Raw genomic sequence first — 14,002 nt, forward strand, 5'->3', positions numbered from 1 at the left:
ACACTTTTTTATTAAGAGAATAGAAATTGTTTTATTAAAAAAGTTTTAAAACAAATAATGAAAAATGAAATAAATTAAGGGAGATGTCTATAATGAAAAAACTGCTAAGTGTTTTAGCTGCTTTTACTTTGTCTGTGACACCAATCACTAGTGTTGTAGCTTGTGGGTCAAGTTCAAAAAAAGAAAAAGAAGATGAAATTGGTACTAATACCATTTTAAAAGGTGGATCTTTAGGTCAATTTACTTCTGAAGATTTCATCAAACGTGCACATGATGAAGATTTATTTGGTTCAAAGAATCAAGCTATTGAAAACTTTATGAAATATTTTGCGTTCCAAATGTTCAGCCAATTAATGGATAAATCATCAGATATTTATAAAACTATTAAAGATCAAGAAGGAAAAGGCTATGTAAATGACTTCTTCTTAAAAACAGTAGAAGATCAATGGAAGATTTCATATGGTAATGCAGAAACTGAATGAAACAGACAAGTTGAAACCGCTAAAAAAACTGGGAAAAAATGAGAAGAAGATTTTAGAAAAAATCTAGAAAAAGAATATAACCGTAAATTTAATAGTTACACCGATGCAAAAGATATTGTTATTAATAGCGTAATGATGAAAGCTACTGAAGGGGTTAATGTTGCAGATGCATTAAAAAATTCTATCAACAATATTCCAAACTCTAAGCCAACAAACTCTTTCCAAACAATTATTAGCAATTTTGGAACAGTTATTCTAAGTCAAAAAATAACAATTAATAATCAAACAATTAATCTTCCTGAAGCCTATGTTCCTGGAAATAATATCGAACCTATTGACCAATATAAAAATTTATTAAAAGCCTTGGATGGAATTTATGATTGAAACAATAATACTTTTTCAGCACTTTCAATTCCTATCATCAACTTAATCAATGCAACTGGAGGATTACATCCAACAGACGTTAAAGACAATAATATTGAGATAGATAACATCACTTGAGTAACAAGAGACAATTTTAAAGTTGAAGTTTTAGATAAAGCTGAAGAATTTGGAACTCAACTTGCTATGCGTATTGATTCAAATTTCGCAACCAACTACAACAATGGTAAAAAGACAAATTCTATTAGTTCAATCGGATTGAATGGTAAAAACATAAACTTTGCAAAATACACTTTAATGGATAGTTATGTATCAATGGCATCTGAAACAGCTCCTGCTCAATCAAATAACACAAGAGGCTTACTTTCAAATTCACAAAGATATTTTGCTAATAACTTTTTTGAAACTCAAAAACCTGTTGGTATTTCTGAAGTAGTTATCGCTCCTTTAACTGGAAATGGAAATCTTGCAAATAATATTAATAATGCTGGATATGTTGGAGCAGAAGGAAGTACTAATAATTTAGATACCGATTCTCTATATTCATTCATGTCAATGTTTGTTAATAAAGAGCAATGAGCTTCATTAAATGGAGCAACAACTAGTGGAGTTGATAATACCAAAATCCCACTTGAAAACACTTCAAACTATTCATGAGATTTACTAATGAATCAACAAGGTAATTTAAAAAACTTTACAACCGCATCACCTAATGGTGGATATGATTGAACTGAAAAATTTATTTCTTCTACTTCACTCAAACAACATGAAAAACTATTAACTATCAATTCAAGTTCTAGTGACTTTTCAGATGTGTTGAAATATTCAGTATATGACTTCATTGCAAATGGAGCTAATGAACAAGAATATAAAGCAAATCCTAATCCTGTTGCTAAAACAGTTGATGATGGCACAGTTGCAACTGATGCTAATAATAAATCAGGATCAGCTGTTTCAAATTTCATCAACTCTATAAATAGACGTGTCGGGTCAGATGCTACTAATGGAAAAAACGTTTATCAAGTATTGAATGCTAAACAAGGAATAATTGGATTCGTTGATACTGATGGTATTCATATTTTAAGAATCGAAGGATATGAAAAACTGAATTCTAGCGATTTATTAAAAGATCAAACTTCTATTACTGCAAATTGAGATGGTAAAAAAGCTGATGAGTTAAAAACAGATATCAATAATTATCAAGGAATCCAAGCCTTGAATGATAATATGTCTAAAAAAGAAAACGCTGGTAACTTAAACGCTTTAAAAGAAGCTACTTATGATTACAATGGAAAAAGAACCGACTCATTTGTTAACTACAATGATTTAAATACTTCTTTTGGAAATGAATATCTACGTTTCTTAGTAAATAGTTCAATTGTCTCTTCTATTGCAGGAACCAACACTACTCCTAAAGAAAAATATAATATCAATAGTGAAATTGAAAACTATATTAGCTCTAAAACACCTACTTCACTAAACCCTACCAATGATTGAATTGCTGTTTGAAACTACTTCAAAGAAGTTTTAGGTAAAACAAGCGATCAATTATTCACAATGTTATTTGGTGGACCTGAAGTCAACAAACTTTTGGGTATTGATAATTATTCTGATAAAACAGCTAACGCTATTAAAGCAAAATATAGAAATTATATCTTAGAAGGAATTAGTACTTTTAATCCTTGAAACACGTCAAATAATAACTTTTCTACTAGTTGAACAAATTGAGTAAAAACTAATAGTAGTGTTAGTTTAAATGACCCGAATAATAAATGAAAACCTTTAGCCACACTTGGAAACCAAACTTCAATCACTATTGCAACAAGCGATAAGTGATGAAAAGAAAAAGAAGCTGAAGTTAACAAACCAGATTCAAATAATGATAATACTCAAAATGGAGGACAACAATAATGAAAAAATTTCTTTCAATATTAGCTGCAGTTGGTTTAACTGCGACAACAGCCTCTAGTGTAGTAGCTTGTGGTTCTAGTTCTAAAAGTGATGAAAAACATAAAATGTATGACAAAATTAATTTCGCCGATAAAGATCAAGTTATCTTAAAATATGGTAATTCGGAATTAAGAGCTGAAGACTTACCGTTGTTAACCGATAGTACAAAACAAAAAGAAATTATTTTAGATTGAATTAATACCGGTTCAACTACTCGTTATACAAATGATGTTTTAAACAAAACAAAAGTTTCAAAACTTCAATTAGCTGACGGAAATATCACTAATAAATTAAATAATGGTAAATATGTAGGTTCAACAGATGACAAATCATTAGACCCGACAAATATCGACTCAACTAATAACTACTTTAATCAAGAAGTTAATGGTGTTGGAAATAACATAACTATTGAAAAACTTTATACTGATTACGTAGCTTCAATTAGTGGGACTAAAACTCCTTTAGATAATTCAAGCCCTTATGCTGATAAAATAAATCCTGATTCATTTAAGACAATTGAAGGTGAAAGAGAAGACGGTATGAGTAACCTTTCTATTTGATATAGTTCAAAAGAAGGCGATAAAACCGGTTATAAAAGATGAGCTGTAGCAAATGATTTCAAAAATAATCTTCATATCACAAAAGGCGATCCGGCTTATTTAAATTTATTTAGCAACGTAAACATCCCTACTGCTGATGAACTTACTGGTGGGAAAACAGAGTTCTTTGTTGTTAGAGGTGCTACAAATGACATTAAATCTAATGCAGATTTATTTAGCGAAGGTAAATTACCAAATGATGTCTTAAATGAAGGTGAAGCTTTAACTGGAAAAGAAGCTTTAAGCTTACGTTTCCAAAATTACATTGCAACAAGTCAACAAAATACTGAAAAAATTATGGCTATTCAATATCTAAAGGGAGATATGTATCGAGTTCGTTCAAATGGAGGAACTGATAAAGAATTAATTTCTCGTTTGGGAGACAATGCATTAGAAAAAGAAGGTGGAAAATCACTATTCTTCAATAAAGATTCATTGTTTGCAAAAGATATTCAATCATGAACATCAAATAACTATCAATCAAATTATAAAATGGTTTGATCATTTGCAGTTCCTAAAGAAAAAATTCCAGCTGTAAATACTTTATTAAATGGATATTGAATTAATTCAAATGGTGGTCAAAAAGATGGTAGTTATCTTTTAAATATAAATAATATTTCTGATGTTAATACTATTGCAGGAATTTTCGAAAACTTAGTTAAAACTGCAGGAGATAACCAAAGTGTTTCTGGAGTTGATTCAATCTTCAATAGAAGTGGTTATCAAGGAATCGTTAAAAAAGATGGAGAAACCAATGTAAAGTCAGTTTTAGGTGGTTCATTAAACATTGATGAACGTGCTAAAGCAGGCTTGGCCTCAGTTGATGGTCCCTCAGTCTTAATCAATAAAGATTCTATTAATACCACAGGAGCAAAAGACTTTACTTTTGAAAATAAAGATCTTGATGCAACAAAATATGCTGATGTAATTATTTCAGTTCCCCTATTTTTACAAGATTTATTCGCAACTGATACATACACACAAAATTCTCAAAATCCAGCACTAGTTGATGCAGGTGCTAATAATATTAGTAACTTAGCTTTAGATAAATGAGTTGAGTTAAAACCTCAAAATAAAGAAGCTGGTTGAACTGAAACGTCTGCTATAACAAGCGCTGGAGGATTTAAAAAAGTTGAATTCAATACTTTAGTAGCTGAACCAACTGAACCAACTATTACAACAGTAAATGGAGTTAATTATGTTTTTGTTCCAAAGGACAAAGGTGATACACCTCATGCATCAATCAATTTAACTTTAGACAACAAAACAGTTAACTTCACATGAGCAAAAGTTGATAACAAAAACTACTTAGGTGCTAATGGTATCTTTAGTGGAACTGAAGCAAGCTCTTTAAATGGACGAGATGTAAATTATAAACTTCACTTAGGTAGTGATAATAGTAATCCTGATGTTTTAGAAAATGAATGAAAAACAAACAGATCTCAAAACGTTAAAGAAATTACTCAATTGTCAGACGATAAAAAACAATTATTATTAGATTATTTATTATTCTTAACAGTTGATAATGATTCACAAGCTGTTGAAAACGCTAAAAATGGAATTTATCAACGTTACATCAATCCAAACGATATCTGATATCAACCAATTTATGACGCAATCATTAAATATATTAAGGTAAATAACGAAGATGAAAGCTCAGACTAGTCAAGACTGTATCTTTTGTAAAATCGTTAATAAAGAAATATCAGCACCTATCGTTTATGAAAATGAATATGTTCTAGCATTCTTAGATTTACAACCAAATAGTAATGGACATACTTTAGTAATTCCTAAAAAACACTTTAAAGATTTATCTGACACTGATGATAAATACCTTGAAGAAGTTGCTAAAGCTAAGAAAATCGTTGCAAATCATATTTTAGAAAGTGATTTAAAGCCAAAAGGAATTAATTATGTTTCTAATCAAGGCGAAGAAGCTTATCAAGCAGTCTTCCACTATCATGAACACATAATTCCTAAATATAAAAAATCAGAGGGTTATGTTTTAAGTAAAAACGTAATTGAATCAGGTCTAATCCCACAAGATGAAATCCTAGATATGATTAAAATTAAATAATAAAAATGGTATTGAGAGCTTAATCTCAATACCATTTTTTACATTTTTTTAGTCCAACTGTCTTAAATGGCGCTCTTATTGACAACTGAAATGTTATCTAGGGTAAGATAAGATTATGGTGATATTAGGGGGTAGTTATGAAAACTATATTGGCACTTGCAGCTGGAGCTTCAATTTTAGCAACACCAGCGGCGAATACAGCAACCATAGCGTTGTCGAACACAAATCAAAATCAAAGGAAAATAGAAAAAACAAAGGAAAAAGATATTAAATTCGGAAATTATCAATCTATTTATGATCCAAGAAGTAGGATTAATGATGGAACTAACTTTCATAGGGCCTGGGGAATGTATATAGATAAAAAGAAAGATGTTTATCCAAATACACCTTCCGAAAATGGGTTTGAAAATAAAATATGGAGTCAAAAAACTGCAAAGAATTCAAATTGATATGAAAATAATATTCTAGACTACCAAGGATGAGCTGGAAACAACAAAGAATATTGACTGAAACAAAACGAAAAGGTAACTTTAACAATGCAGTTGAAATATAATACATGAAATAGTAAATATGGATGAACTTTTGCCGGTGGAAAGCAATCACCCTATGTAGACAAAGAATTTATTTTTAATTTAGCAGGAAAAGATTACATTCATGATTTAGTATATTATACCGACGCAAGTCATTCTTCTAATGAAAGAGTTAAATTTGCAGTTAAAGAAGAGTGAACATATGATAAAAGCGTTGGATGGCATGTTACTTTTAACCTTAGTTATCAATCAATGATTCAATGAAAAAGTGGTTCGAATATTAGTCATGCAGCTATAATAGCAGGAAGAAACACATCATGAGAACTAAATGAGAAAGAAGATGTTGCCACAAAACTAGATACAGTAGTAACGCCTATTTCATTTACCACTGATAAGTATGGTCAATATACTATAAGTATCAACAATTTCTTATATGATATAGAAGAAAAGAAAAAACATTTAAATCCAAAATCAATAAACGTAGCGGTTGCTTTTAATATTATATTATTCAATAACCCGAATAATAATTATCAGGATGACTATCAAATATTCCAGAATTGAAATAATGGTGACATAATTAGAAAAATCAATGACATATTGAATGGGAAAGATGATGGAAAAAATACAAACATACTAATAAAATATACTAGTACAGGAATGTCTTTCACTTATGCTAACGATACACATTCATCTAGTTATTCTGGAGTTTACAGATATGCAAAAGAAGACAAAAAAGAATGATATGGTATTCTTAGAACAACGATACTAGGACGCAAATAATAAAAATGGTATTGAGATTAAGTTCTCAATACCATTTTTTAATTATTATTTTTCTTTAGTTTCTTTTGGTTTTTTGTAATGATTGTAGAAGAATTTTCCACCTTCAGATGGGATTCTTTGGGTTCATTCTCCAACCTCAACTTTGTTTAGATCATCATTAACTCTAAATAATCTTGCGTCTAACATGTCAAATGATGAAACAATAATTGCTTCAATAATGACTGGTTCAACTGGTGATCCATATTCATTTTTACCATGGCTTGCTAAAACCATGTGTTCTAATAATGTAACATCTTGATTAACACTTCCATCAGGATTATCTAAAATTCCTAATTCTTTTGCAGCTTGGTAAATAAAAGCATTCCCAATTGAAATATGTCCTAGTAATTTACCTTGTAAACTGTAATCTGTAGCTGTTTCATCATTCATTTCGATAACTTTACCGATGTCATGTAAAATCGCTCCACAGATGACTAATTCTCAGTCAATATCAGCAAAAGCATAGTTAGGCTTAATGCTAATACAGTTTCTAACTAATGTATAACTATGTCAGAATAAGCCATGTTGAACATTATGATGGATTGACATTGCTGCTGGATAATTTTTAAATTTTTCTTCATTTTCTTTTAATAATTTTAAAGTAATTTCACGATAAGTATCATTTTTAAAAGCAGAAATTAATTCAATTAGTTTTGGATATTCTTTATCAACATTTAATGGTGCTGAAATAAAGAAATCATCAAAGGTTAAGTTAAATTCAGCTAACCCTTCTGCATCTAAAATTTTATAATCACCAACTTTTAATTGTAATTGGTTACGATATTCATTAACATTTCCGCCTTTAACTAACATAATTTCATTTGGTTTGATGTTTTCAATATCGTTTTCATCAACTTGTCATTTACGTCCTTCAACGCGACCAGATTGGTCAACTAAGTTAATAATCATGTAATTTTGTCCGTTGCTCCCAGTTGATAAAATTACTTTTTCAATACGACCAATGATATTAATATCACGATCATTTGCTTCAAGATTTTTGATTGGTTTAATCATTTATTATCTTCACCCATTCTATTCATTTCTTATTTTACTTGGATTTTAGTTTCATTCCAAAAGAAAACCCTTATTAAATAAAATAAGGGTAATTTCTTATTGATGATTTGCTTTAAAGGCTTTTAATTCTTCAACTTTATCTAGTTTTTCTCATGGTAAATCTTTTTTACCAAAGTGACCATAAGTTGCAGTTTCTTTAAAAATTGGTTTTCTTAAATCTAAAGTTTTAATCATTCCATTCACTGAAAAATCAAAGTATTTTTCAATTGCTTCAAGAATAATTTCGTTATCAACTTTACCAGTTCCAAATGTTTCAACGCAAATTGAAACAGGTTTTGGAACCCCAATTGCATAACTAACTTGAATTTCTAAACGATCAGCATAATCTGCTGCAACTAAGTTTTTAGCAGCATATCTACTCATGTAAGCAGCTGATCTATCGACTTTAGAAGAGTCTTTCCCACTGAAAGCTCCTCCTCCATGTCTTGAAGTTCCTCCATAAGTATCAACAATAATCTTACGACCAGTTAATCCGGTGTCTCCTTCTGGACCACCAATCACAAATCTTCCGGTTGGATTGATTAATACTTTAAAGTCTTCATTTAAGTTAAAGTCTTTTGCGACTTTTTTCATAATTTTTTCATGAATGTAATTTTTAAATTCATCCATATTAACATCTGGATCATGTTGAATTGACATTAAAATAGTATCAATTCTTGGTTCCTGAGGGTTTGTGTAATCGATAGTAACTTGTGACTTCATATCGGGACGAGCGTGTTTAAATTCTCCTGATTTACGTAATTCACTAGCTGTTCTTACTAAATCATGAGCAATTGAAATTGGTAAAGGAATCATGGTTGGTGATTCATTTGTAGCATAACCAAACATAATTCCTTGGTCTCCAGCTCCAGTTTCACCATCTGATAAATCAACTCCAGCTGCAATATCAGCTGATTGATTTTCAACCTTAACAAGGATTTCGCAAGTATCTGCATCAATCCCATAATCGCGATTAGTATACCCAATTTCTCTTAAAACATCACGAGCAATATTTTCATATACTTCTGGTTTTAAGTCTAATTTTGAGTTAACTTGTCCTCCGATTAAAATGAAGTTTGTTGTTGTAAAGACTTCAACCGCTACTTTAGCGTTTTCGTCTCTTTCTAAAATATAGTCTAAAATACTATCTGAAATTTGATCACAAATTTTATCAGGATGACCTTCTGAAACAGACTCACTTGTAAATAAGTTTTTGTTCATTGTAATCTTCCCTTTGTTTATTTTTTTAAATCACACACAACTATAATCAAAGTTTTTGTTTTTTTAAGTTGTGTTTAAGGTTCTCGGCGATCATATTTGTGATTATTCCCAAAAAGTTTAAAGTGAAAATATCAAATAACTTCACCACATCAACTTTTAATAAATAAAGTTTGTAATCTCTGACTTTTCATAAGTTAGAAATTAACCACAATAATGATATTAATAGCATACCAAACAGTACTCAGATTTTCCACATCATCCTTGGTTGTTTTTCAAAAAAGTAAAACAGAAATACAATCACTACTAAAATGAAAACTGCATTAATAATTAAGATATTAATAAAGGTAGCATTTAACTTTCTATTAGTCTTTTTAAACTCGTTTGATTCTTCAATGTTTGCTCTTAAAGTAAAGAACATACTATAGATATAGAAAAACGGGTTAAAAGTTAAGATATCAATTAACCCTAACCAAACATCACTCATTTGGTTTGTTTCTAAATAATATTTCTTTCAAGCTAAAGAAAAAGCAGAAATGATAATCGTAATTAATCAAACTAAGTATAAATAACGGTATCTAAAAGCAATTCCAATATCAAAAGCATATGTAATCACAGATAAGGCCCCAACTGCAATTACTTCAAGAATAACCATTACAACTAATAAATCTAGTCATAAGTTTAAACGTTTATTAATTTTATAATCTTTATCTAATGATTGAGTAGTTTTGACAAATTCATCATCATAATCAGTCATTCAAGTCATATATAAACGGTTTTTAAAAGTATAAATTATTAAAGGAATTGATATAAAGAAAATAACTCCAAAAATTGACATCATAGCCATAGCTATTTTGTCACGAATATCACTATTTTCTAAGAAGCAATACTTGGTTTCTTTATAAGAATAAATAGAAATAAAGATAAAAGGCGAAAAGAGAACTGAAGCAATAATTGCTCCAACTCTAACTAAATAAAATCAAACTTTATTAGCTTTTTTATAAAAGTAAATATCGGTTAATAATAAACTATTAAAAGTATCTTTTGATCTTTGAACTTTTGCTTTAACTATTTTTAAACCATAATATCCGAAGATGTTTAAAGTTAATAAAGAAGTTCATTTTAAAAATTCATAGTTATGTAATAGCCTATCTTTTGGTGAGAATCCCAAGATTAATCAAACTGAAGATCAAAACCCTGCTATAAAAGCTACAACAGAAGAAATAATAATAAATTCATGAAATGGGTTAAGCGCCATTTCATAATCATGTCAATTATAGTGATTACCTAAGGTAATAATTAAATCGACATAAGCAATAAATGAGATTGCAAAAAAGATAATTCCAATTATAAAAAAGGCCTTCCCAAAATTCTTGTCCTCAAAGATGATGTGGACATAATTAACACGGTTAGAAGGTCTTGTTTGTTTTTGTTTTTTAGTTTGTTTTTTTGACATCCCTATCAACTCACTCTGTTATATCTTTAAATACCTTTTCATTATTTTGTAAAGCAAGGTTGTGCTTTAACTCAGGATAAAAAGTTATTTCCTTGTTACTTGCTATTTTATCAAAAAATTCGTTAATCTTTTGTTTTTGCTCAAAGGCATCTTTTGATGGTTGAATCATTAAAACAGGTTTAACAATTTTAAGTTCAGAAGTTAAGCTTTTTTTCAGAATGTGTTTCATTTGAAAATATTCTTTAGTAGTAACGTAAGCTGAGGTTTGAAATTCTTGATCTAATCGTAAGAATTCTTTTTTATCATTTGTATAGTCGTGAGCATCAAGAGGAATTGTAATTAAGTTATATGGAGAAAATAAACATCCTCTAGTTAAGGCTAAATTCATTCCAGTTGAGTTTTTTCATGGTTTAAAATTCATCATTGAATCAAGAATAATTCCATCAACTAAGTTTCCCTTTTTACGCATAAAAGTTAAAACTAAATTAGCTCCAAATCCAGCACCATAAAGATAAATTTCTTTATTTGGATACATTTCTTTTAAACAAGCAACAATTTCATTCATATCACTTAAAGTGGCAACTGCACTACGGTAACGAACCTCTGGTTTAATATTATTTCCATAATAGCGTTGGTCGAAAGTAACAAAGCTTGTTTGCTTTTGATTAGTTCTTAAATATTCACTTAAGTTTTCAAATTGTTTTCCAGTTAAAGAAAAGTCATGAATTCCAATCATAATCTTTTTAGCATCTGGTTTAACTTCACCATATCATTTAAGTTGATATCCATCGCCAGTAACAAAATGTTTCTTCTTAATTAATTCAGGTTTTTGTTCTTGTAAAGGAGTGAATTTTAAAGAGTTAAAAGATCTAATCTTTAATAAAATTGAGATTAATAAATAAGTTAGTAAAATACCTAGAATAACGATAACAACAATTAAAACGATGTTTCAAACAGTATTTACAACCATTAATTTTCTCCTTCAATTAGAGTAGTTTTAACAAATACTCTTTCAATGTTTTTTGTTTTGTTTGTTTTATCATCAAGTTCAATAATGACTCCACAAACTTGTTTTTCTTTTGAATCTCCAGGTTCAAAACGTGAAGGTAATCCAGTTTTTTCTTTATAAATTACTGCTTTTGGGTCTGCACCAATGATTGTATTAGTAGCTCCACACATTCCTAAATCACTAATATAAGCACTACCTTTTGGAAGAATTCTTTCATCAGCTGTTTGGACATGAGTATGAGTTCCAACTAAAGCATTAATTTTTCCATCATAATTTCAAGCAAAGGCTAATTTTTCAGCTGTTGCTTCAGCATGAAAATCAATTAATAAATAATCATAATCTAAATCTTGTTTTAAAAATTCATCCATTGCTTCATATGGTGAATCGGCTTTATCCATAAAACTTGTTCCAATTAAATTCACAATACAGAATTTCTTATTATTTTTTTTAACAATTACATACCCTTTTCCAGGTAAATAACTATACATGTTCATTGGTCTTAAAAGAGTTGGATTATCATCAATATAATCTAAAACTTCTTTGTTTTTAAAGATGTGATTTCCAGAAGTAATCACATCAACACCTCAACTTTTGATTTCATCAAAGCTATTTTTAGAAATAGATTTACCGTGAGTTGCATTTTCACCATTAACCACAACAAAATCAATATCATTATTTAAAACGATATTTTTAAGTTCTTGATGAACAATTTGTCTTCCTGGTTTGGCGTAAATATCACCAAGCATTAGTACTTTCACTATAAAATCTCCTCTATTTCTTTTATGATTTGTTTAACTTCTTCATTATTTGAAGCTTTATACTTTTCAACAATGTTTTGTAATTGTTCTTGTTTAGCTAAAACATGAAAACTAGTTTCATATTTTTCTAAGATATCAGTAGCTTTATGAATTGCATCATAAATTGCTGCTCTAGAAACATTATAATCGTCTGAAATTTCATTTAAAGATAAATCCTCATTAATATAAAGGTTTAAATATTCACGTTGTTTATCTGTTAATAAGCCACCATAAGTTTGTAATAACATTGAAACTTCTAATTTTTTATCAATTGGATTACTCATTTTCTGTATTATCCTCTTCCATAAATCCAGAAGTTAAACCATAAATATAATCATCAGCATTGAATTCAACTAAGTCATCAACTTGTTCTCCGATTCCAACTAGTTTAACTGGAATGTTTAGTTGGTCTTTAATTGATAAAGCAATTCCACCTTTTGAGGTTCCATCCATCTTAGTTAAGATAATACCAGAGATATTTGTAACTCCATCAAATTCCTGTGCTTGAATAACTCCGTTTTGACCAGTTGTAGCATCAATTACTAATAAGGTTTCATGAGGAGCTTTTTTATCAAAACGTTGCACAATAGAATTCATTTTTTCTAATTCTTTCATTAAGTTTTGTTTGTTTTGTAATCTTCCAGCTGTATCAATAATTAATAAGTCATAGTTTTCATCTTGTGCTTTTTTGATTGCATCAAAAACTACAGATGAAGGATCAGTTGTTTTACCTTTATATAAATCAACGTTTTCTAAACGATCAGCAATTCAATGTTCAAGTTGTTCAATTGCTCCAGCTCTGAAAGTATCAGCAGCGGCAATTAAAACTTTTTTACCTTGTGAAGCATAGAAGTTTGCCAACTTAGCAACACTTGTGGTTTTTCCAGAACCATTAACTCCAATAACCATAAAAATGTTTAAACGGCCATCTTGATAATCTAATGAGTAATCATCTTTTCTGCTATGATAAATATCATAGATTTCTTGCGTTAAAGCTTCTTTAACATCATCAAAACTAGCATTACTTTTTAGTTTCTTTTGTAAGTTACGTGAAATCTCTAAAACTAATTTCATTCCCATATCAGTTTTAATTAATGCTTCTTCTAATTCTTCATAGAATTCATCATTTGGTTGTTTATATTTTTTAGAAAGTTTTTTAATATCTTTTGAGAATGTTAAAGAAGATTTTAAAAGGGCTTTATTAGCTTTTTGCTGTTTTTCTCTTTCTTTATGAAGCTTTTTAACACGCTTTTCTTCTTGTTTAGAAAGTTTCTTTAATTCTTTTTCGCTTAATTTAGCTTCTTTTTTAACTGGTTTAGGAGCATCTTTAAAGTCTTTATCAACTTCTTTTTCTAGCTCATAAACATCAGTTTTAATTTCTTTTTTAACAACGTGTTCTGTTTTGTCTTCTTTTTTATTAACTTCATGTTGAATTTCGTTAACTGTTTTTTCAGTTTGATGTTCATCTTTTTTAACTTGTTTAGCAGAAGCAGAAATTACTTTTTCTTCATCTTTATGTTTTTTATTTTCTTCTCTTTTTTTCTTAAAATTATTTCAAAATCCCATAACTTTATTTCCTTTAACTATAATTGTTCTTTCTTATATTTTAACAATAATTAATCCCTATTTAA

General features: G+C 29.1%; 11 protein-coding genes. 4 read left to right on the forward strand and 7 right to left on the reverse strand.

The window, feature by feature from the left end; all coding sequences use genetic code 4:
- Positions 1-92: 92 nt before the first annotated feature.
- The 4 genes from CP520_RS01975 to CP520_RS01990 all read left to right on the forward strand — a co-directional run bounded on the left by CP520_RS01975 (position 93) and on the right by CP520_RS01990 (position 6,799).
- The gene (locus tag CP520_RS01975; RefSeq protein ID WP_096862803.1) at positions 93-2,774 is read left to right on the forward strand and encodes a lipoprotein; all 2,682 of its coding nucleotides are present in this window, start codon (positions 93-95) and stop codon (positions 2,772-2,774) included.
- A complete protein-coding gene (locus CP520_RS01980) occupies positions 2,774-5,077 on the forward strand; it encodes a lipoprotein (protein WP_096862804.1) in 2,304 nt (767 codons plus the stop codon). The genes CP520_RS01975 and CP520_RS01980 overlap by 1 nt, the downstream gene beginning before the upstream one ends.
- Positions 5,061-5,489 carry an HIT family protein gene (locus tag CP520_RS01985; RefSeq protein ID WP_096862805.1) on the forward strand — a complete coding sequence of 143 codons (429 nt, stop codon included), beginning with the start codon at positions 5,061-5,063 and terminating at the stop codon, positions 5,487-5,489. Before CP520_RS01980 ends, CP520_RS01985 begins: the two co-directional genes overlap by 17 nt.
- A 137-nt stretch (positions 5,490-5,626) precedes the next feature.
- Positions 5,627-6,799 carry a hypothetical protein gene (locus tag CP520_RS01990; RefSeq protein WP_096862806.1) on the forward strand — a complete coding sequence of 391 codons (1,173 nt, stop codon included), beginning with the start codon at positions 5,627-5,629 and terminating at the stop codon, positions 6,797-6,799.
- Between the two features lie 45 nt (positions 6,800-6,844).
- On the opposite strand, the gene CP520_RS01995 is transcribed toward CP520_RS01990, so the two are convergent.
- The 7 genes from CP520_RS01995 to ftsY form a co-directional block, all read right to left on the reverse strand.
- Positions 6,845-7,852: a 3'-5' exoribonuclease YhaM family protein gene (locus tag CP520_RS01995; RefSeq protein WP_096862807.1), complete on the reverse strand. Its 1,008-nt coding sequence runs from the start codon at positions 7,850-7,852 to the stop codon at positions 6,845-6,847.
- 96 nt (positions 7,853-7,948) lie between these two features.
- Entirely contained in the window at positions 7,949-9,112 is a 1,164-nt protein-coding gene (metK, locus tag CP520_RS02000; RefSeq protein ID WP_096862808.1) for a methionine adenosyltransferase, read from the reverse strand.
- A gap of 40 nt (positions 9,113-9,152) precedes the next feature.
- Positions 9,153-10,565 carry a hypothetical protein gene (locus tag CP520_RS02005; protein WP_096862809.1) on the reverse strand — a complete coding sequence of 471 codons (1,413 nt, stop codon included), beginning with the start codon at positions 10,563-10,565 and terminating at the stop codon, positions 9,153-9,155.
- Positions 10,546-11,535, reverse strand: coding sequence for an alpha/beta hydrolase (locus CP520_RS02010; protein WP_096862810.1), 990 nt, complete (start codon positions 11,533-11,535; stop codon positions 10,546-10,548). Before CP520_RS02010 ends, CP520_RS02005 begins: the two co-directional genes overlap by 20 nt.
- Complete coding sequence (locus CP520_RS02015; protein WP_096862811.1) at positions 11,535-12,332, reverse strand: TIGR00282 family metallophosphoesterase; 798 nt, start codon at positions 12,330-12,332, stop codon at positions 11,535-11,537. Before CP520_RS02015 ends, CP520_RS02010 begins: the two co-directional genes overlap by 1 nt.
- The gene (gene ylxM / locus CP520_RS02020) at positions 12,332-12,655 is read right to left on the reverse strand and encodes a YlxM family DNA-binding protein (protein WP_096862812.1); all 324 of its coding nucleotides are present in this window, start codon (positions 12,653-12,655) and stop codon (positions 12,332-12,334) included. The genes CP520_RS02015 and ylxM overlap by 1 nt, the downstream gene beginning before the upstream one ends.
- The gene (gene ftsY, locus CP520_RS02025; RefSeq protein WP_096862813.1) at positions 12,648-13,937 is read right to left on the reverse strand and encodes a signal recognition particle-docking protein FtsY; all 1,290 of its coding nucleotides are present in this window, start codon (positions 13,935-13,937) and stop codon (positions 12,648-12,650) included. Before ftsY ends, ylxM begins: the two co-directional genes overlap by 8 nt.
- Between the last annotated feature and the right edge of the window lie 65 nt (positions 13,938-14,002).

Source organism: Mesoplasma lactucae ATCC 49193 (assembly GCF_002441935.1).
GTDB lineage: Bacteria > Bacillota_I > Bacilli_A > Mycoplasmatales > Mycoplasmataceae > Edwardiiplasma > Edwardiiplasma lactucae.